19 protein-coding genes are annotated in these 18,787 nt (G+C 66.3%); 9 read left to right on the top strand and 10 right to left on the bottom strand.

What is annotated here, in order from left to right; all coding sequences use genetic code 11:
* Positions 1 to 45: 45 nt before the first annotated feature.
* From rlmD to KSS95_RS09250, 4 genes are all read right to left on the bottom strand, one after another.
* Complete coding sequence (gene rlmD / locus KSS95_RS09265) at positions 46 to 1,404, bottom strand: 23S rRNA (uracil(1939)-C(5))-methyltransferase RlmD (RefSeq protein ID WP_217853398.1); 1,359 nt, start codon at positions 1,402 to 1,404, stop codon at positions 46 to 48.
* Positions 1,404 to 2,303, bottom strand: a complete 900-nt coding sequence (gene cysM / locus KSS95_RS09260; RefSeq protein ID WP_217853397.1) for a cysteine synthase CysM — start codon at positions 2,301 to 2,303, stop codon at positions 1,404 to 1,406. Before cysM ends, rlmD begins: the two co-directional genes overlap by 1 nt.
* 112 nt (positions 2,304 to 2,415) lie before the next feature.
* On the bottom strand, positions 2,416 to 3,804 hold the full coding sequence (locus KSS95_RS09255; protein ID WP_217853396.1) for a HAMP domain-containing sensor histidine kinase: 1,389 nt from the start codon (positions 3,802 to 3,804) through the stop codon (positions 2,416 to 2,418).
* Between the two features lie 3 nt (positions 3,805 to 3,807).
* Complete coding sequence (locus tag KSS95_RS09250) at positions 3,808 to 4,524, bottom strand: response regulator transcription factor (protein ID WP_217853395.1); 717 nt, start codon at positions 4,522 to 4,524, stop codon at positions 3,808 to 3,810.
* A gap of 233 nt (positions 4,525 to 4,757) precedes the next feature.
* Here KSS95_RS09250 and KSS95_RS09245 point away from each other — a divergent pair, with 233 nt between their 5' ends.
* From KSS95_RS09245 to KSS95_RS09230, 4 genes are all read left to right on the top strand, one after another.
* Positions 4,758 to 7,514, top strand: coding sequence for a response regulator (locus tag KSS95_RS09245; RefSeq protein ID WP_217853394.1), 2,757 nt, complete (start codon positions 4,758 to 4,760; stop codon positions 7,512 to 7,514).
* A gap of 189 nt (positions 7,515 to 7,703) precedes the next feature.
* Positions 7,704 to 8,693, top strand: a complete 990-nt coding sequence (locus KSS95_RS09240; protein WP_217853393.1) for a 2-hydroxyacid dehydrogenase — start codon at positions 7,704 to 7,706, stop codon at positions 8,691 to 8,693.
* 31 nt (positions 8,694 to 8,724) lie between these two features.
* On the top strand, positions 8,725 to 9,159 hold the full coding sequence (locus tag KSS95_RS09235; RefSeq protein WP_217853392.1) for a hypothetical protein: 435 nt from the start codon (positions 8,725 to 8,727) through the stop codon (positions 9,157 to 9,159).
* On the top strand, positions 9,160 to 9,564 hold the full coding sequence (locus KSS95_RS09230; protein WP_217853391.1) for an META domain-containing protein: 405 nt from the start codon (positions 9,160 to 9,162) through the stop codon (positions 9,562 to 9,564).
* A gap of 91 nt (positions 9,565 to 9,655) precedes the next feature.
* On the opposite strand, the gene KSS95_RS09225 is transcribed toward KSS95_RS09230, so the two are convergent.
* On the bottom strand, positions 9,656 to 10,123 hold the full coding sequence (locus KSS95_RS09225) for a TlpA disulfide reductase family protein (protein WP_217853390.1): 468 nt from the start codon (positions 10,121 to 10,123) through the stop codon (positions 9,656 to 9,658).
* Between the two features lie 86 nt (positions 10,124 to 10,209).
* Between KSS95_RS09225 and arsC the strand changes: the two genes are divergently transcribed.
* The 3 genes from arsC to KSS95_RS09210 are packed head-to-tail and all read left to right on the top strand — an operon-like array spanning position 10,210 to position 11,571.
* Positions 10,210 to 10,563 carry an arsenate reductase (glutaredoxin) gene (gene arsC, locus KSS95_RS09220; RefSeq protein WP_217853389.1) on the top strand — a complete coding sequence of 118 codons (354 nt, stop codon included), beginning with the start codon at positions 10,210 to 10,212 and terminating at the stop codon, positions 10,561 to 10,563.
* Positions 10,560 to 11,165: an NAD(P)H:quinone oxidoreductase gene (gene wrbA / locus KSS95_RS09215; RefSeq protein ID WP_217853388.1), complete on the top strand. Its 606-nt coding sequence runs from the start codon at positions 10,560 to 10,562 to the stop codon at positions 11,163 to 11,165. The genes arsC and wrbA overlap by 4 nt, the downstream gene beginning before the upstream one ends.
* Complete coding sequence (locus tag KSS95_RS09210) at positions 11,158 to 11,571, top strand: DUF2069 domain-containing protein (RefSeq protein ID WP_217853387.1); 414 nt, start codon at positions 11,158 to 11,160, stop codon at positions 11,569 to 11,571. The genes wrbA and KSS95_RS09210 overlap by 8 nt, the downstream gene beginning before the upstream one ends.
* A gap of 114 nt (positions 11,572 to 11,685) precedes the next feature.
* Here KSS95_RS09210 and KSS95_RS09205 read toward each other — a convergent pair whose 3' ends face one another.
* Positions 11,686 to 12,357, bottom strand: coding sequence for a DNA-3-methyladenine glycosylase I (locus tag KSS95_RS09205; RefSeq protein WP_217853386.1), 672 nt, complete (start codon positions 12,355 to 12,357; stop codon positions 11,686 to 11,688).
* 4 nt (positions 12,358 to 12,361) lie between these two features.
* Entirely contained in the window at positions 12,362 to 13,186 is an 825-nt protein-coding gene (ttcA, locus tag KSS95_RS09200) for a tRNA 2-thiocytidine(32) synthetase TtcA (protein ID WP_217853385.1), read from the bottom strand.
* Positions 13,187 to 13,446: 260 nt separating this feature from the next.
* Here ttcA and KSS95_RS09195 point away from each other — a divergent pair, with 260 nt between their 5' ends.
* Both KSS95_RS09195 and KSS95_RS09190 read left to right on the top strand, forming a co-directional pair.
* Positions 13,447 to 14,046 carry a Yip1 family protein gene (locus KSS95_RS09195; protein ID WP_011532642.1) on the top strand — a complete coding sequence of 200 codons (600 nt, stop codon included), beginning with the start codon at positions 13,447 to 13,449 and terminating at the stop codon, positions 14,044 to 14,046.
* Between the two features lie 123 nt (positions 14,047 to 14,169).
* Positions 14,170 to 14,664 carry a SprT family zinc-dependent metalloprotease gene (locus KSS95_RS09190; RefSeq protein ID WP_217853384.1) on the top strand — a complete coding sequence of 165 codons (495 nt, stop codon included), beginning with the start codon at positions 14,170 to 14,172 and terminating at the stop codon, positions 14,662 to 14,664.
* Between the two features lie 325 nt (positions 14,665 to 14,989).
* Here KSS95_RS09190 and KSS95_RS09185 read toward each other — a convergent pair whose 3' ends face one another.
* From KSS95_RS09185 to KSS95_RS09175, 3 genes are all read right to left on the bottom strand, one after another.
* Entirely contained in the window at positions 14,990 to 16,312 is a 1,323-nt protein-coding gene (locus tag KSS95_RS09185) for a dicarboxylate/amino acid:cation symporter (protein WP_217853383.1), read from the bottom strand.
* Positions 16,313 to 16,671: 359 nt separating this feature from the next.
* Positions 16,672 to 18,012: an ATP-binding protein gene (locus KSS95_RS09180; RefSeq protein ID WP_217853382.1), complete on the bottom strand. Its 1,341-nt coding sequence runs from the start codon at positions 18,010 to 18,012 to the stop codon at positions 16,672 to 16,674.
* Positions 18,009 to 18,686 (bottom strand): response regulator, encoded by a 678-nt coding sequence (locus KSS95_RS09175; RefSeq protein ID WP_217853381.1) that lies wholly within the window; start codon positions 18,684 to 18,686, stop codon positions 18,009 to 18,011. The genes KSS95_RS09180 and KSS95_RS09175 overlap by 4 nt, the downstream gene beginning before the upstream one ends.
* Positions 18,687 to 18,787: the final 101 nt, after the last annotated feature.

The following is an 18,787-nucleotide window of genomic DNA, read 5'->3' as shown; positions in this document are numbered from 1 at the left end:
TGCCGCCTTCGTTCCCTGAACGCGACACCAAGGGGGCCAGCCGCGCTAGCCCGCTTCGAATAACGCCATGGCCTCGACATGTGCCGTCTGAGGAAACATGTCGAGAATCCCGGCCCTTTTTAACCGGTACCCCTGCCCCGCCAGAACCTGGGCGTCTCGCGCCAGCGTGGCCGGGTTGCACGATACATAGACCAGCCGCTGCGCACCCAACCGGGCGATGCCTTGCACCACCTCGAAAGCGCCGTCGCGCGGTGGGTCCAAGAGTACCGCAGAAAAGCCTTCGGCGACCCATCCGGCGTCCGCCAAAGGCTGCGATAAATCGGCCTGAAAAAACCGTGCGTTATGCACATTGTTGTTGCGGGCATTGGCCTCGGCGCGCTCGACCATGGCCTGCACGCCTTCCACCGCCACCACCTCGCGCGCCTGGCGCGCCAGGGGCAAGGCGAAGTTGCCCAGGCCGCAAAACAGGTCCAGCACCCGCTCGTCGGCCTGCGGCGCCAGCCAGGCCAGGGCCTGCTGGATCATCAGGCTGTTCACCTGAGCGTTGACCTGGACGAAATCCCCAGGCCGCCAGGCCAGCTCCAGGCCCCAAGGCTCGAGGGCAAAGCCTAGCTGCGCCGCGGCGTCCACCGGGGCCGGCTGGCCTTCGCCCTGCAACCACAGCTGGGCGCCGGCTTCGGCACAGAATGCCGCAAGGCGCGCCAGGTCTTCAGCGGGCAACGCTGCCACGTGACGCACCAGCAGCGCTTGCGCCGTGCCGCTGAACAGCTCCACATGCCCCAGCGCCTGCGGCTTGCTCAAGCTGCGCAGCACGGTGGGCAAGTGGCGGAAAATGGACTGCAAGGGTTGTACCAGCACCGGGCAGTCGTCGATGGCGACGATGTCCTGGCTGGCCTCGGCGCGAAAGCCCACGTCCAGATGGCGGGCCTTGGCATCCCAGCGCACCGCCACCCGCGCCCGGCGCCGGTAGCCGAACTCCGGCCCGCTCAGGGGCACGGCCCAGGCTTCTGGCTGCAGGCCGGCAACCCGTTGCAACTGCTCGGCCAGCAGGCGCTGCTTGAGGGCCAGCTGGTCGGCATGGGGGACATGTTGCAGGTTGCAGCCGCCACAGCGGGCGTAATGCCGGCAGGGCGCCTCGCGCCGTTGCGCGCTGGCCTGGAACACACGTTCCAGGCGCGCCTCGACCACCTTGCCGCGCGCCGCCAGCACGCGCGCCTCGACGTCCTCGCCGTCCAGCGCGCCGCTGACGAACCAGGTGCGCCCTTCGACGAAGGCGATGCCCCGGCCATCGCCGGACACGCGCTCGATCAGCAGGCGCTGTTTCTTGCCCACGGGAACCTGTGGGGTACGGTTGCCGCCGGCCGGCTGGAAGCGCAGGCCGCCGTTGCTTTTCTTTCTGGACATCAGGTCGCGTCGAACAGGCCAGTGGACAGGTAACGGTCGCCACGATCGCAGATGATGGCGACCATCACCGCGTTCTCGACTTCCTGGGACAGGCGCAGCATCGCCGCCACTGCACCGCCGGAGGACACACCGCAGAAAATGCCCTCTTCGCGGGCAAGGCGGCGCGTGGTGTCCTCGGCCTCCTGCTGGGACATGTCGACCACCCGGTCGACACGGCTGGCGTCGAAGATCTTCGGCAGGTACTCGTGGGGCCAGCGGCGGATGCCAGGAATGGCCGAGCCTTCCATTGGCTGCAAGCCAATGATCTGCACCGCAGGATTCTGCTCCTTGAGGTACTGCGAGCAGCCCATGATGGTACCGGTGGTGCCCATGGAGCTGACGAAATGGGTGATGCTGCCCTGGGTCTGCTGCCAGATTTCCGGGCCGGTGCTGTTGTAGTGGGCGATCGGGTTGTCGCCATTGGCGAACTGGTCGAGCACCAGGCCGCGGCCTTCGGCCTGCAGTTTCTCGGCGAGGTCGCGCGCGCCTTCCATGCCCTCTTCCTTGGTCACCAGGATCAGCTCGGCGCCATAGGCGGTCATCGCCGCCTTGCGTTCGGCGGTGGAGTTGTCGGGCATGATCAGGATCATCTTGTAGCCCTTGATCGCCGCCGCCATGGCCAGGGCGATGCCGGTGTTGCCCGAGGTGGCTTCGATCAGCGTGTCGCCTGGCTTGATCTGCCCACGCAGTTCGGCGCGGGTGATCATCGACAACGCCGGACGGTCCTTGACCGAACCTGCCGGGTTGTTGCCTTCGAGCTTGAGCAGCAAGGTGTTGCTGGTGGCCCCGGCAATGCGCTGCAGGCGAACCAGAGGCGTGTGGCCGACGCAATCGGCAATCGTTGGGTACTGCAGGGTCATGGGCGTTTTCGCAATCCGGACGGCAGGGGCGACTATCATACCGGCAAACCCTGCGCGGCCATATCACGCAATCGTCGGACACTATAACCGCTGGCTATAAGATTATGGATGATCAACCCGTAGGCGCCAGCCTTGCTGGCGAACCAGGCGACACGCCCCCTGGCGCCGCCACCAGGCGCAGGCACACCCGCAGGCCCTGCGCCCCATTGACCGCCCACACCCGTCCGCCCTGACGCTCGATGGCACTGCGGGCAATGCTCAGCCCCAGGCCGAAGCCGCCATCCCCCGGCCGCGAGCCATCGAGCCGCGAAAACGGCGCGAAGATCCGCTCCAGGTCGGCCTCGGCCACACCACCGCCGTCGTCTTCCAGCTCGATATGCCAGTAATGGCCGTGGCGTCGCCCGCTGAGCCTGACCACGCCCTGGGCCGGCGAATGGCGAATGGCATTGCGCAGCACGTTCTCCAGGGCCTGGGCCAAGTGGTTGAGATTGCCTTGCACCCAGCAATCGGCCGGCAGCTCGCAACGCAACCGCTCCGGGGCCCAGCCACTTTCATAGCAGGCGTTCTCGCTGAGCATGTCCCACAGCGCCTGCAGCTGGATCGGCTCGAGGTTCATCGGCGCCCGCTCGGCGTCCTGCCAGGCCAGTTGCAGGGTGTCCTCGACCAATTGCTGCATGGCATCCACCTCACGGTGCAGGCGTTCGCGCAAGCGATGCAGGTCGGTCTCGCCATCGCAGGCCACCCGCAGGCGGCTGAGCGGGGTGCGCATTTCATGGGACAGGTCGCGCAGCAACTGCTGCTGCAGGGTCACGGTGCCCTGCAGGCGTTCGGCCATCTGGTCGAAGGCGCGGGCCAGCTCGCCCAGCTCATCACGCCGCTGGGTGGTGCGCGCGTCCAGGCGCGCGGCCAACTGGTCGGCGCGCCAGGCATTGGCCTGCTCGCGCAGCTGGTTCAGTGGCACGATCAGCATGCGGTACAGGCCCACGCACAGCAGCAAGGTGAACAGCCCGGGAATCACGCCATTGGTGACCACGCGCCAGAACAAGCGGTACTGGCCGGGGTTGAAGCGCTCGGGCAACTCGATCACCAGCATGCCCTGCTCCGGCGCCTGGGGGAACGGCAGGCGCAACCAGGGTTGGCCGATGCTGCGCCGGCTCATGGGCCAGTCGACGCCGCGCAGGCGGGTCAGGCGCTGGGTCTGGCTGCTGCTCAGGTTGGCGCTGCCCAGGGGCTGCAAGTCGCCATCGAGCACCCCCAGCCAGCCCTGCTCGCGCTCATGCATGCCGCTCAACCAGGCATCGACGCCGGCCTGCCCGCCGCCGCGCCAGGCCTGTTCGGCCTCTGCGGCGTAGCCGCGCAGCACCTGGCGAGCCGGCTCGGAGAGGAAGGCATCCTGGGTTTCCATGTGCCGGCCCCAGCTGTAGCTCAGGCCAATCATCAGCAGGCAGAACCCCACCAGCAGCACAGCCAGTTTCCAGAACAGCGAATGACGATCGAGCATGCCTCAGTCCGCCTCGCCCGCGCCGAACACATAGCCCCTGCCCCACACCGTGCGCACCTGGCGCTCGTGGTAGCCGATGGCCTTGAGCTTGCGGCGGATCTGGCTGACGTGCATGTCCAGGCTGCGGTCATGCCGCGAGTAGCCACGCTGCAAGACCTGCTGGTAAAGGAAGGGTTTGCTCAGCACCTCGTCGCTACTGCGGTGCAAGGTATCGAGCAGACGGTACTCGCTGGGGGTGAGGCCGGCACGGGTGCCGGCCAGGCTGACATCACACGCCTGTTCATCGAACTGCAACTGCCCGGCATCGGCCTCGCGCGGCGCCTGGGCCCGCCGCTCGAACGCCACCCGGCGCAGGATCGCCTCGATGCGCACGCGCAGTTCGGCGAAGCTGAACGGCTTGGGCAGGTAATCGTCGGCGCCGCGCTCGAACCCACTGATGCGGTCGGCCTCGGCGCCCAGCGCCGACATCAGGATCACCGGCGTGGCACTGTGCCGGCGCAGGCTGGCCAGGGCGTCGAGGCCATTGAGCCCCGGCAGCAGGATATCCATCAGGACCAGGTCGAAAGCTTGCCGGGCGGCGACCTCCAGGCCCTCGAGGCCATTGCGGCACCAGGTCACGTGGAAGCCGCCACGCTGTAGTTCCTCGTGCAGGTAGGCGCCCAGCACGGGGTCGTCCTCGATGGCGAGGATATGGGTGGCGTGGATAGATACAGGATGCATTGGCAACTGCCATCAATTCTCAATTACGTGATTATTCGACAAGCACCAACGGCAGGCAACCTCAGTACGACCAGCGCCATGTAGGACGCATCCGCCGCACGCGTGAGAAACAGGCCGGCACCGGGGTTTCTTGAAACAAAATCAAACACAAATGGGTGCATTGCCCCCCTACCCGGAGTAACGTTCGGCCTGAAGCGCAAACCGCGCCCTTAAGCACATGACAGGAGAGAGGTGTGCTCGACCGATTGGGAATCCGCAGCCGCGTGTTGCTGCTGGCCTTGCTGCCCGCCAGCCTGATGGCCCTGGTGCTGGGCTGCTACTTCACCTGGCTGCAGCAGAGCGACCTGCGCACGCAGTTGCTGCAACGCGGCAAGATGATCGCCGAGCAACTGGCCCCACTGGCGGCCCCGGCCCTGGCCCGCCAGGCCCCGGCGCAGCTGGAGCGCATCGCCGCCCAGGCCCTGGAGCAATCCGATGTGCGCGCGGTGGCCTTCCTCGCCGCCGACCGCACCCGCCTGGCCCATGCCGGCCCGAGCATGCTCAACCAGCCGCCCAGCGGTGGCACCGGCACGCAGCTGCTGCAGCGCACCGGCAACGATGCCACCCGCTACCTGATGCCAGTGTTCGGCCATCACCGCGACCTGGCCACCGACGCCGTGCCCGCCGAGGCCGAACGGCTGCTGGGCTGGGTCGAAATCGAGCTGTCCCACGACGGCACCTTGCTGCGCGGCTATCGCAACCTGTTCACCAGCCTGCTGCTGATCCTCGCCTGCCTGAGCCTGACCGCCCTGCTCGCCCTGCGCATGAGCCGCACCATCAACGGCCCGATCAACCGCATCAAGCACGCGGTCAACCAGCTCAAGGACGGCCATCTCGACGAACGCCTGCCGGCCATGGGCAGCCATGAGCTCGACGAGCTGGCCGGCGGCATCAACCGCATGGCCGAAACCCTGCACAGCGCCCACGAAGAGCTGCAGCACAGCATCGACCAGGCCACCGAGGACGTGCGCCAGAACCTGGAAACCATCGAGATCCAGAACATCGAGCTGGACATGGCGCGCAAGGAAGCCCTGGAAGCCAGCCGCATCAAGTCGGAGTTCCTGGCCAACATGAGCCATGAAATCCGCACCCCGCTCAACGGCATCCTCGGCTTCACCCACCTGTTGCAGAAAAGCGAGCTGAGCCCGCGCCAGCTCGACTACCTGGGCACCATCGAAAAGTCCGCCGACAACCTGCTGGGGATCATCAACGAGATCCTCGACTTCTCCAAGATCGAGGCCGGCAAGCTGGTGCTCGACAGCATTCCGTTCAACCTGCGCGACCTGATCCAGGACACCCTGACCATCCTCGCCCCGGCCGCCCACGCCAAGCAGCTCGAACTGCTCAGCCTGGTGTACCGCGACACCCCGCTGTCGCTGGTCGGCGACCCGCTGCGGCTCAAGCAGATCCTCACCAACCTGGTGAGCAACGCCATCAAGTTCACCCGCGAAGGCACCATCGTCGTGCGCGCCATGCTCGACGACGAACAGGAAGACAGCGTGCAGCTGCGCATCAGTGTGCAGGACACCGGCATCGGCCTGTCGCCGCAGGATGTGCGCACCCTGTTCCAGGCCTTCAGCCAGGCCGACAACTCGCTGTCGCGCCAACCCGGCGGCACCGGCCTGGGGCTGGTGATCTCCAAGCGCCTGATCGAACAGATGGGCGGCGAGATCGGCGTCGACAGCACCCCGGGCGAAGGCTCGCAGTTCTGGATCAGCCTCAACCTGCCCAAGGCCCACGACGACGGCGAGGAGCAACCGCTGCCGGCCCTGCTCGGTCGCCGCGTGGCCATCGTCGACAGCCACGACCTGGCCCGCCAGGCGCTGGAACACCAGCTCGAGGACTGCGGGCTGTCGGTGACCCTGTTCTCCTCCTGCGAGCAACTGTTGCAGGCGGTCCAGGCGGCCAACCAGGCCGGCAAGCCGTTCGACTTCGCCGTGCTCGGGGTCAACCTCGGCAGCCTCGGCCCGGAACAGCTCGGCCAGTACCTGCAGCAACTCGAAGGCCTGGGCTGCCAGTGCGTGGCGCTGTGCCCGACCACCGAGCAGCCGCTCTACCTGCCGTACTTGCCCAACGCCCATGGCCAACTGCTGGCCAAGCCCACCTGTACCCGCAAGATCCGCCGACTGCTACTGGAGCTGGTGCAACCGCGCCGGCCCTTGAGCGAACAACGGGTGAACAGCGGGCAACGCGTGCCGAAGATCCTCTGCGTCGACGACAACCCGGCCAACCTGCTGCTGGTGCAGACCTTGCTCGAAGGCATGGGCGCCGAGGTGCTGGCGGTGGACAGCGGCTACACCGCGGTACAGGTGGTGCAGGACGAACCCTTCGACCTGGTGCTGATGGACGTGCAGATGCCCGGCATGGACGGACGCGCCTGCACCGAACAGATCCGCCGTTGGGAAAGCAGCCAGAGCGGCCAGCCGCTGCCGATCGTCGCCCTGACCGCCCACGCCATGGCCAACGAGAAACGCGCCCTGCTGCACAGCGGCATGGACGACTACCTGACCAAGCCGATCAGCGAACGCCAACTGGCCCAGGTGGTGATGAAATGGACCGGCCTGAGCCTCGGCGCGCCACCCCCGGAGCGCAGCCCCGAACGGCTGCCGGACAGCGGCGAACTGAAGGTGCTCGACCCGGAGGAAGGCCTGCGCCTGGCCGCCGGCAAGCCGGACCTGGCGGCGGACATGCTGGCCATGTTGCTGGCTTCGCTGGCGGCCGACCGCGAAGCCATCCAGGCCGCACGCAATGCCGCCGACCGCACGGCGATCATCGAGCGCGTGCACCGTCTCAACGGTGCCTCGCGCTATTGCGGCGTGCCGCAGTTGCGCGCGGCCTGCCAGCGCAGCGAAACCTTGCTCAAGCAGGACAGCCCACAGGCCCAGGCGGCGCTCGACGACCTCGACCTGGCCATCGAGCGGCTGGCCGAACAAGCGCGCCAGCATGCCTGATCGCCGGCGCCTGGGTCCGTAGGCGCCGGCCTTGCCGGCCAAGCAGGCGATGCGAATAGCCGATCAGGCAGCCTTCGCCCGCAAAGCTGGCCCCTGCACTGCAACGCCAGCACTGTAGAGCCGCGCAGATCAATACCGAGCCGGTCCACTGGCCTAGACTGGCAACGGTCTCATGAAAGGAACCCAACCATGCGCGCCCTGTTGTTCAGCAGCCAGCACTACGACCAGGAAAGCTTCACCCGCGCCGCCCAGGGCAGCGCCCTGGAGCTGCACTACCAGGCAGCCCGCCTGACCCTCGACACCGCCGCCTTGGCCCAGGGCTTCGAGGTGGTCTGCGCGTTCATCAACGACGAACTCGACGCCCCGGTGCTCGAGCGCCTGGCCGCCGGCGGCACGCGCCTGGTGGCGTTGCGCTCGGCCGGCTACAACCATGTCGACCTGGCCGCGGCGCAGCGCCTGAAACTGGCCGTGGCACGGGTGCCGGCCTACTCGCCGCACGCGGTCGCCGAGCACGCCGTGGCCCTGATCCTGGCCCTCAACCGGCGCCTGCACCGGGCCTACAACCGCACCCGCGAAGGCGACTTCACCCTGCACGGGCTGACCGGCTTCGACCTGCATGGCAAGACCGTCGGCGTGGTCGGCACCGGCCAGATCGGCGCCGCCTTCGCCCGCATCATGGCCGGTTTCGGCTGCCAGCTGCTGGCCTACGACCCCTACCCCAACCCCGAACTGCTGGCCCTCGGTGCCCGCTACCTGACGCTGCCCGAGTTGCTGCGCGAAGCGCGGATCATCAGCCTGCACTGCCCGCTGACCGAGCACACCCGCCACCTGATCAACGCCCACAGCCTGGCCCAACTGCAACCCGGCGCCATGCTCATCAACACCGGCCGCGGCGCGCTGGTCGACACCCCGGCGCTGATCGACGCGCTCAAGCGCGGCCAGCTCGGCTACCTGGGGCTGGATGTGTACGAAGAAGAGGCGCAGCTGTTTTTCGAGGACCGCTCCGACCAGCCGCTGCAGGACGACGTGCTGGCGCGGCTGCTGACCTTCCCCAACGTGATCGTCACCGCGCACCAGGCGTTCCTCACCCGCGAGGCGCTGGATGCCATCGCCGCCACCACCCTGGACAACATCGCCCGCTGGGCGGCAGGCAATCCGCAGAATCTGGTCACGGGATGATGCTAGGATACGCGGCATTTCTGGAGGACCCATGGTCGAACACGATTTCCGCTACACCCTTTTCAACCCGCAACACACCCTGATCGAGTGCCGCGCCCTGGTACCGGGCCGCTACCAGGTTACCGGCAACGGCGGCTCGATCCAGAAGGGCGACGCCCTGCTGGTTTCGCTCAAAGGCAGCAAAAGCCTCTCCATGCGCCTGACCGTGGACAGCGTGCGCCACCTGATCAACCCCACCGGGCAGTGGGTGGCCGTGGCCCAAGGGCCGGTGTTCAATGAGTTGGAAATCCACCAGTGGCAGGTCAAGTGCGATCGCTGCGACGCCGTGCTGGACTTCGAGTTCGCCGCCGAGGCCAAGCTCGGCAAGAAAGGCCACGCGCCGGCGGCCACCGCCCGGATCCAGGAACTGGGCTGGACCAGCCTGGGCGACAAGCACCTGTGCCCACAGTGCCAGGAGCGCACCTGAGTGAAACCGCTACTGACCGCCGCGCTGATCGCCAGCGGCCTGCTGGGCTGCGCCGCGCAGCCGTCGAAACTGCAGCAGGAGCAGAGCTACCTGCTGGAGTGGATCGGCGAACGCCCGTTGATCGACTACAGCCACCTGACCCTGACCCTGGCCAGCGATGGCCGGGCCTATGGCAATGCCGGCTGCAACCACTGGTTCGCGCCCTACACGCTGGACGGCGAACGCATCAGCTTCGGCAAGGTCGGCAAGACCCGCAAGCTGTGCGCCCCGGCGCTGATGGACCAGGAAAAACGCTTCCTGCAGGCGCTGGAGACGGTGCAGCGCTGGGATGTGTCGCCGATCGAGCAGATTCGCTTCTGGCCTGCCGAAGGCAAGCCACTGCGGTTCTGGCCCGAGGAAGGCTGACAACCGCCGGGGCCGCGCCTACAGGTGAATGCGAAACCCTGTAGGAGCGGCCTTGTGTCGCGACAGGGCTGCAAAGCAGCCCCAAGATCGATCAGGCGCCGCCTTTCAACGCCTTGATCTTCGCCTGCAGCCCTTCTAGCGTCTGCTCCCCCATCAACTGCTCGCGTACCTTGCCCTTGTCGTCGATGATGTAGGTCACCGGCAGCGCCTCGCTGCGCGGCAGCTCGTAGCGCTCGGCCGGGTCCTGGGCCAGAACGGTGAAACCAATGCCCAGCGTATCGGCGGCGGCTTTCAGGTCCGGCCCCTGCAGGCCATCGAAGTTCACCCCCACCACGCGAATGCCCTGGGCATCCCACTGCTTGGCCGCAGCATTGAGCTCGGGGATTTCGGTACGACACGGGCCGCACCATTCGGCCCAGTAGTTGAGCACCAGCCAGTGCCCGTCGATCTGTTCGGCCTTTACCGTGTTGCCGTGCTGGTCCACGCCGTAGTCGGCACCGCAGCCGCCGAGCAGCAGGCTCGCGGTGATGGCCAGTGCAGTTGCCAAACGCCTTGCCATGGGTCAATCCTTCTCGAAGTTTTCAAGCATTGAAGTCGGTCGCTGCGGTTAGAATAGCCGCCACACCCAGCTGGATGCGACCCGTCATGACCGAACTGACCCTCTATCATAACCCGCGCTGCTCGAAATCCCGCGGCGCCCTGGAGCTGCTCGAGGCACGCGGCCTGGCGCCAACCATCGTGCGCTACCTCGAGACCCCGCCGGATGCCGCCACCCTCAAGCGCCTGCTCGGCCAGCTGGGCATCGCCCCGCGCCAGTTGCTGCGCAGCGGCGAGGATGAATACAAGGCCCTCGACCTGGCCAACCCGGCCCTGAGCGACGCCCAGTTGATCGACGCCATGGTCCAGCACCCCAAGCTGATCGAACGGCCAATCCTGGTCGCCGGCGACAAGGCGGTGATCGGCCGGCCACCGGAGAACGTGCTGGAGATCCTGCCGTGAGCGAGCCCTACATCCTGGTGCTGTATTACAGCCGCCACGGCTCGACCAGCGAGATGGCCCGGCACATCGCCCGTGGCGTCGAGATGGCCGGCCTGGAAGCGCGCCTGCGCACCGTGCCGGCGATTTCCACCGAGTGCGAAGCCGTAGCCCCTGACATCCCGGCCAGCGGCGCGCTGTACGCCACCCTCGACGACTTGCGCCACTGCGCGGGCCTGGCCCTGGGCAGCCCGACCCGCTTCGGCAACATGGCCGCACCGCTCAAGTACTTCCTCGACGGCACCAGCAGCCTGTGGCTGGGCGGCGAGCTGGTGGGCAAGCCGGCGGCAGTGTTCACCTCCACCGCCAGCCTGCACGGCGGCCAGGAGACCACCCTGCTGTCGATGCTGCTGCCATTGCTGCACCACGGCATGCTGGTCACCGGCCTGCCCTACAGCGAATCGGCGCTGCTCGAGACCAGCGGCGGCGGCACCCCGTATGGCGCCAGCCACCATGCCGGCGCCGACGGCAAGCGTGAGCTGGACCCCCACGAGATCACCCTGTGCCGCGCCCTTGGCCAACGCCTGGCGAATACCGCCAAGGCCCTGGGTGGCCAGCGTGGCTAGAAAACCCAAGGTCTTGCCGCCACTGGACTGGCTGGCCCCGCGGGTGCGGGTCAGCCGCGCCCTGAGCCTGGCCTGCTTCTTCGGCCTGATCGCCCTGCTGGTGGTGAACAACCTGTGGTTCGCCAACCTGCACGGGGCGCGGGTCGAGGTAATCCTGGCCATCGAGCTGATCCCCCTGTTGCTGCTGCTGCCGGGCATGCTCATGGGCAGCGCCCGGGCACATGCCTGGACCTGCTTCGTGGTCAACATCTACTTCATCAAGGGCGTGCTGGCGGCGTTCGATCCGGCACGGGCGTTGTTCGGCTGGGTCGAGGTGCTGGTGAGCCTGGGGCTGTTCATTGCCGGGCTTTTGTATGTGCGCTGGAAGTTTCAGTTCGAGCGGCGCATGGCGGGCGAAGGGCGCTGATTCCGGGGCTGCTTTGCAGCCCATCGCGACACAAGGCCGCTCCTACAGGGGAACGCATACTCCTGTAGGAGCGGCCTTGTGTCGCGAAAGGGCCGCAGAGCGGCCCCGGCAATCTCAATGGTTGACGGTATGCGCCAGCATCACCGACAACTGGCACAGCGGCCGCCCACTCTCTGCTTGCCACTGATTGAACGCCTGCTGCACCAGCGCCAGGTCGCGCTGGCTGGTCGGCGCCTTGTCGATCACCTTCTGCGCGATCAACGCCGCTGCCATGTCGTCGGTGGGGATGAAGGTATCCTTGCCGACCATGCGCAGGAAGCGCGGCGCCGACAGCCCGCCGAGCTGGTTGCCGTGCTTGGCCAGGTACTTCCACAGCCCGACGATGTCGGTCTCGGGCCAGTCGGCGATGAACGCGCCGAAGCTGCCACTCTCCTTGGCCACGTCGAGGATCATCTGCGCATTGCGCGGCACACTCTTGAGCTTGCCCAGATGGCGAATGATGCGCTCGTCCTGCATCAACCGCTCCAGGTGCTCGGCGCCCATCAGCACCACCTTCTGCGGGTCGAAGCCAAAGAACACCTGCTCGAACGCCGGCCACTTGGCATCCACCAGGCTGTGCTTGAGCCCGGCGCGGAACACGCGCAGGGCCAGGGTCGACAGGTAGCGGTCATCGGCGATGCCGCGCAACTGCGCCGGGGTGCGCGGCTGCGGCAGGAAGGCCTCCAGTGCCTGGGCCGAGCCGAAGCGGTTCAGGCAGTACGCATGCAGCCACTGGTAGTCGCGCATGGGCTCAGAGGTTCACCACGTCAAGGAAGCGCGGGGTGGCGCTCTCGTCGATCTTCAGGCTGGTGAAGTCGAACAGGTTGCGGTCGGCCAACTGCGACGGCGCCACGTTCTGCATCGCGCGGAAGATGCTCTCGGTACGGCCCGGGTGCTTGCGCTCCCACTCCACCAGCATGTCCTTGACCACCTGGCGCTGCAGGTTTTCCTGCGAACCGCACAGGTTGCACGGGATGATCGGGAACTCCTTCATGTCCGAATAGGCCTGGATGTCCTTCTCGCTGCAGTAGGCCAGCGGGCGGATCACCACGTTGCGGCCATCGTCGGCGCGCAGCTTCGGCGGCATGCCCTTGAGCGCGCCGTTGAAGAACATGTTGAGGAAGAAGGTCTCGACGATGTCGTCGCGGTGGTGCCCCAGGGCCATCTTGGTCGCGCCGATCTCGTCGGCGAAGGTGTACAGGGTGCCGCGGCGCAGGCGCGAGCACAGCGAGCAGGTGGTCTTGCCTTCCGGGACCAGCTCCTTGACCACCGAGTAGGTGTCCTTCTCGACGATGTGGTACTCGACGCCCAGTGCCTTCAGGTAGGCCGGCAGCACGTGCTCGGGGAAGCCCGGCTGCTTCTGGTCCATGTTCACCGCGACGATGTCGAACTTGATCGGCGCCACCTTCTGCAGGTGCAACAGAACGTCGAGCATGGTGTAGCTGTCCTTGCCGCCGGACAGGCAGACCATGACCTTGTCGCCATCCTCGATCATGTTGTAGTCGGTGATGGCTTCGCCAGCGAGACGACGCAGGCGTTTTTGCAGTTTGTTCTGGTTGACCGAGAGGGTGCCCATAGCGCTTGAATCCGCGAGGTGTGACAAAAGGCGGCTATTTTACGCACAAACCGGGCGGGGCAGTAGGCCAATCCGATAAAGACTTCAAGGGAATCAGCACCGGGCCTGACAGCGCAATTTGCTCTAAAAAGCCGGTTTTATGCGGGGAACGGCTTCCTATACTGCGACATAAGGCCACATTACCGCTTGCATCGGTGTTCGGCCTCGGGCCGCAGGCGCTCCATCTGGGGGGCGTTTGGCAACCAATAGGAGTGACCGGCATGATTCATCACGTTGTGGGGCTGTTTACCCATCCCGACCAGGAGTGGCGGGAAATCCGTGGCGAAGAAGAAAGCATCAGCCACATGTACTTGACGCACACCCTGATCCTCGCGGCGATTCCCGCCGTCTCGGCATTCATCGGCACCACCCAGGTCGGCTGGGTGATCGGTGACCGGCCGGCGGTGATGCTGACCATGGAAAGCGCGCTGTGGATGAGCATCATGTCGTACCTGGCGATGCTCGCCGGGGTGGCGGTGATGGGCGCCTTCATCCACTGGATGGCACGCACCTACGACGCCAACCCGAGCATGGCGCAATGCATCGCCTTCGCCACCTACACCGCCACCCCGCTGTTCATCGGCGGCCTCGCGGCGCTGTACCCGCACCTGTGGCTGGGCATGCTGATCGGCACCGCGGCGATCTGCTACACCGTGTACCTGCTGTATGTCGGCTTGCCGACCTTCATGAACATTCCGTCCGACGAAGGCTTCCTGTTCTCCAGCTCCGTGCTGGCGGTAGGCCTGGTGGTACTGGTGGCGATCATGGCCGCCACCGTGATCATCTGGGGCCTGGGCGTGGGGCCCGTGTACACCAACTAGATCGAACCAACACTGGGGCATCAGCCGAGGCCGCCGCAAGGCGGCCTCGTTTCGTGTTGACCAGCGGTTCGGCGCCTGGGCCGCGCTTGCGGCATAATGCCCGGTCAGGAGAATTGCCCCGCCATGCCCGAGCTGCTCAAACAACGCGTCGAAACCTGTTACCAGCAAGCCGAAGCCTTCTTCAAACGCCCCTTCCCCCGCCCGCAGGTGAGCTTCAAGCTGCGCGGGCAGAAAGCCGGCGTCGCCCACCTGCACGAGAACCTGCTGCGCTTCAACCTGCAGCTGTACCGCGAGAACCAGGACGACTTCCTGCGTCAGACCGTGGCCCACGAAGTGGCCCACCTGGTTGCCCACCAGCTGTTTGGCGAGCGTATCCAGGCCCATGGCGAGGAATGGCAATTGATCATGCGCGGGGTGTATGAACTGCCGCCGAACCGTTGCCACAACTACGAAGTGCAGCGGCGCGTGGCCACGCGCTACATCTACCGGTGCCCGTGCCCGCAAAGCGATTTTCCGTTCACCGCCCAGCGGCACAAGCTGGTGCGCCAGGGGCGGCGGTATCTGTGCCGGCGGTGTCGGGAGATTCTGGTGTACAGCGGCGAGACCCGGGTCGAGTAGAGGCCGGTTGCCCCCCTGTGTAGGAGCGGCCTTGTGTCGCGAAAGGGCCGCGCAGCGGCCCCGGCGCTCCTTGCATCAACGCTGAGATCCTGGGGCCGCGTTGCGGCCCTTTCGCAGTAGAGGCCGGTTGCGCCCCCCCTGTAGGAGCGGCCTTGTGTCGCGAAAGAGCCGCGCAGCGGCCCCGGCGCTCCTTGCATCAACGCCGAGATCCTGGGGCCGCGTTGCGGCCCTTTCGCGACACAAGGCCGCTCCTACAGGGGGTAGGCGTATCCCCTAGACACAAAAAGGCGACCCGAAGGTCGCCTTTTGGCCTTTCACACGTCGCTCAACGCGCCGGGCCTTCCGCGACGCCCAGGTCGTCGGTCGGACGGGTGTCGATCAACGGCGCGCCACCGGAGGCCAGCTCGGCCTGCAGGGTGTCGGTGTCCAGTTCCTTGACCCACTTGGCCACGACCACGGTGGCCACGGCGTTGCCGATCAGGTTGGTCAGGGCGCGGGCTTCGGACATGAAGCGATCGATACCCAGGATCAGCGCCAGGCCGGCAACCGGCAGGTGGCCAACCGCCGACAGGGTCGCGGCGAGGACGATGAAGCCCGAGCCGGTGACGCCCGCGGCACCCTTGGACGCGACCAGCAGCACCAGCAGCAGGGTGATCTGGTGGGTGATGTCCATGGTGGTGTCGGTGGCCTGGGCGATGAACACCGCGGCCATGGTCAGGTAGATCGAGGTACCGTCGAGGTTGAACGAGTAACCGGTAGGGATCACCAGGCCGACCACGGATTTCTTCGCGCCCAGGCGCTCCATCTTGGCCAGCATGCGTGGCAGGGCCGACTCCGAGGACGAGGTGCCCAGCACGATCAGCAGTTCTTCACGGATGTAGCGGATCAGCTTGAGCACGCTGAAGCCATGGGCGCGGCAGATACCGCCCAGCACCACCAGGATGAACAGCAGGCAGGTGATGTAGAAGCAGGCCATCAGGTAGCCCAGCTGCACCAGCGAGCCCACGCCGTACTGGCCGATGGTGAAGGCCATGGCACCGAAGGCGCCGACCGGGGCCAGCTTCATGATCATGTTGATGATGTTGAACATGACATGGGCGAAGCGGTCGATCATGTCCAGCACCGGCTTGCCGTAACTGCCCAGGCGGTGCAAGGCGAAGCCGAACAGCACCGAGAACATCAGCACTTGCAGGATGTCGCCGTTGGCGAAGGCGCCGACCACGGTGTTGGGGATGATGTTGAGCAGGAAGCCGACGGTGGTCTGCTGCGCGCCGGCGGCGGCGTAGGCAGCCACGCTGCTGGCGTTCAGGGTGCTGACATCGACGTGCATGCCGGCGCCAGGCTGGACCACGTTGACCACGACCAGGCCAATGATCAGGGCGATGGTGGAGACGATTTCGAAGTACAGCAGCGCGTAACCGCCGGTCTTGCCGACCGACTTCATGCTCTGCATGCCAGCGATGCCGCTGACCACGGTGCAGAAGATGATCGGGGCAATGACCATCTTGATCAGTTTGACGAAGCCGTCACCCAACGGTTTGAGGGCAACCCCGGTTTCCGGGTAGTAGTGGCCGAGCAGGATACCGATGGTGATGGCGACGATCACCTGGACATACAGCGATTTGTACAGCGGCTGACGAGTCGTCATGGCTAGATTTTCCTCAAGTGGGCCGGCGCATCCTTCCCAGGATGTCGGGGCACCTGAATCGCGAACCCTCCTGCACCCGGAGGGATTTGTCGTTGTGTTTGAGCGCCTGGGCAGGCGTCTGCCAGGTGAATAGCAAGGGCGATGCCAAAGTGCCCGTTCGCGGTGCATAGCCAATGATTACAGGGTGTGAATGCCCCGGGACGGAGCGGATGCCTACGCCAGAAATGGCGGATTCCCGCCTGATGGCGGAAATCGTACAGGGGGCATTGGCGGATTTCCGCCCGAACAGGCGCTGTAGGCGCCTGCTTGCTGGCGAACAGCGTCAGCCCGGTTCGCCGCAAGCTGGCGCCTACAAGGTGTCAATCCAGGCGGAACAGGATACGAAACGCAGCCCCGCCCAGCTCGGAATCGCCCAGGCTCAACTCAGCGTCGTAGCTGTCGATGATGTCCTTGACCACCGCCAGGCCGATCCCCTGCCCCGGGTGCTGGCGGTCCAGCCGCTCGCCGCGTTCGAGAATGCGCTCGCGCTGGTCGGGCGGCACGCCCGGGCCATCGTCCTCGATCCACAGCGCCAGTTGCCCCGGCGCCTCAAGCAGGCGCACCCGCACCTGCCCCAGGCACAGCCGGTAGGCGTTCTCCAGCACGTTGCCGAGCAACTCGAGCAAGGCGCCCTGCTCCATCGGCACCCGTGCCTGATCCGCGACCTCGAGGCTGACCAGCACCTGCTTGTCGCGGTACACCTTGGCCAAGGTGCTGCACAGGCTGTCGAGCAGTGGCTTGAGCTCGACCTGGTGGCGCACCAGGCCGCTCTTGCGCAGGCTGGCGCGCTGCAACTGGTAGTCGATCTGCTGGCTCATGCGCTCGATCTGGCTCTGCAACACCCGCGCCTGCTCGCGGTCACCGTGCTCCAGGCTCTCGCCCACCCCCTGCAACACGGCCAACGGAGTCTTCAGGCTGTGGGCCAGGTCGTCGAGCGAATCGCGGTAACGCTGGCGCTGCTCGCGCTCGCTGTGCAGCAGGCGGTTGAGCGAGCCGGTCAGGCGCAGCAGCTCACGCGGGTGTTCGCGGCTCAGGCCGTCGCGGGCGCCGCTTTCCACCTCGTCCAGCTCGGAACTGAGCCGGCGCAGCGAGCGCAAGCCCCAGGTCAGGCCGGCCCACAGCAGCACCATCAGCGCCAGCAACGCCGCGCCAAAGCCGAAGTAGAGCTTTTCGCGCAGGCCATTGAGGGTGTCCTGGTACTCGCGCAGCGGCTGCAGGGCAACGATGCTGAACGCCGCGCTCTTGCCGCCCAACAGCTTGACCTCGACGTCATAGACGAAGAACTCCTCGCCATCGTCCTGGTGGATGCGCGCGAACTCGTTGCCGCGCCCGTCGTAGCGCGGGTGGTAGTTGATGTTGCGGTTGCGCGTGGCCCGCGACTGCCACACCAAGGTGCCCTGGCGGTCGAAGATGTAGCCGAGCAGGCCGGTGTAGGGCAGGTTGTAGCGCTCGTCCGGCAGCAGCGCCGGCATCTGCAACTGGCCATGCTCGATGCGCGCGGCCGAGATCAAGGTGGTCACGTCCGAGGCCAGGCGCTGCTCGATCGACTCCTGCAACGCCAGGCTGAAGGCCTTCTGCAACGCCGGCAGCAGCGCCAGCATGAACAACAGCGCCAACAGCGCCGCCGCCAGCATCAGGCGCACCCGCAGCGAGCGGATCATCGGCAGCGCTCGGTGAACAGGTAGCCCAGGCCACGCACGGTGTCGATCGGCTTGAAGCCGTTGGCGCCCTCGAGCTTGCGCCGCAGGCGGCCGACCAGCACCTCGATGACGTTGGGGTCGCGCTCCTCGTCGTCCGGGTACAGTTGCTCCATCAGGCGGTCCTTGGCCACCACTTGCTGGTGATGCCGCATGAGGTATTCGAGGATGCGGTATTCATAGGCGGTCAGCGCCAGTGGCTGCTCGTCGAGCGTCGCCTGCTTGCGGTTGAGGTCGAGCACCAGCGGGCCGGCGGCGATGGTCGACTGGGTGAAACCGCTGGAACGGCGCAGCAAGGCGTTCAGGCGCGCCTCCAGCTCTTCGAACTGAAACGGCTTGACCACGTAGTCGTCGGCGCCGGCGGCCAGGCCTTCGACCTTGTCCTGCCAGTTGCCGCGGGCGGTGAGAATCAGGATGGGGAAGGTCTGGCCGAGGGTGCGCAACTGGCGAATCAGGTCCAGGCCGCTCATGCCGGGCAAGCCCAGGTCGATCACCGCCAGGTCGTGGTTGTACTGTTCGGCCTGGTACAAGGCTTCTTCGGCATTGGCCACCGCCTGCACCACATGGCCGCCTTCGCCGAGGCGGGTGAACAGGTGATGCCGCAGCAGCGCCTCATCCTCGACCACCAGCAATTTCATGCAGATCTCCTTAACGTGGATACGCCTGTTCGATTGTCATCGCGGGGCAAGCCCGCTCCCACGCAGATACGTGGGAGCGGGCTTGCCCCGCGATGAGGCCG

The sequence above is a fragment of the Pseudomonas muyukensis genome (genome assembly GCF_019139535.1).
GTDB classification, from domain to species: domain Bacteria; phylum Pseudomonadota; class Gammaproteobacteria; order Pseudomonadales; family Pseudomonadaceae; genus Aquipseudomonas; species Aquipseudomonas muyukensis.
This window is presented reverse-complemented; position numbering and strand designations above follow the sequence as displayed.

Bases quoted from the DNA above. Each gene is read 5' to 3' on its own strand.
- KSS95_RS09225 (WP_217853390.1), bottom strand. From the start codon at position 10,123: ATGGCAAGGCGTTTGGCAACTGCACTGGCCATCACCGCGAGCCTGCTG.
- KSS95_RS09180 (WP_217853382.1), bottom strand. From the start codon at position 18,012: ATGATCCGCTCGCTGCGGGTGCGCCTGATGCTGGCGGCGGCGCTGTTG.
- arsC (WP_217853389.1), top strand. From the start codon at position 10,210: ATGACCGAACTGACCCTCTATCATAACCCGCGCTGCTCGAAATCCCGC.
- KSS95_RS09190 (WP_217853384.1), top strand. From the start codon at position 14,170: ATGCCCGAGCTGCTCAAACAACGCGTCGAAACCTGTTACCAGCAAGCC.
- KSS95_RS09235 (WP_217853392.1), top strand. From the start codon at position 8,725: ATGGTCGAACACGATTTCCGCTACACCCTTTTCAACCCGCAACACACC.
- rlmD (WP_217853398.1), bottom strand. From the start codon at position 1,404: ATGTCCAGAAAGAAAAGCAACGGCGGCCTGCGCTTCCAGCCGGCCGGC.
- KSS95_RS09175 (WP_217853381.1), bottom strand. From the start codon at position 18,686: ATGAAATTGCTGGTGGTCGAGGATGAGGCGCTGCTGCGGCATCACCTG.
- KSS95_RS09255 (WP_217853396.1), bottom strand. From the start codon at position 3,804: ATGCTCGATCGTCATTCGCTGTTCTGGAAACTGGCTGTGCTGCTGGTG.
- KSS95_RS09185 (WP_217853383.1), bottom strand. From the start codon at position 16,312: ATGACGACTCGTCAGCCGCTGTACAAATCGCTGTATGTCCAGGTGATC.
- KSS95_RS09250 (WP_217853395.1), bottom strand. From the start codon at position 4,524: ATGCATCCTGTATCTATCCACGCCACCCATATCCTCGCCATCGAGGAC.
- KSS95_RS09205 (WP_217853386.1), bottom strand. From the start codon at position 12,357: ATGCGCGACTACCAGTGGCTGCATGCGTACTGCCTGAACCGCTTCGGC.
- KSS95_RS09240 (WP_217853393.1), top strand. From the start codon at position 7,704: ATGCGCGCCCTGTTGTTCAGCAGCCAGCACTACGACCAGGAAAGCTTC.
- cysM (WP_217853397.1), bottom strand. From the start codon at position 2,303: ATGACCCTGCAGTACCCAACGATTGCCGATTGCGTCGGCCACACGCCT.
- ttcA (WP_217853385.1), bottom strand. From the start codon at position 13,186: ATGGGCACCCTCTCGGTCAACCAGAACAAACTGCAAAAACGCCTGCGT.
- KSS95_RS09195 (WP_011532642.1), top strand. From the start codon at position 13,447: ATGATTCATCACGTTGTGGGGCTGTTTACCCATCCCGACCAGGAGTGG.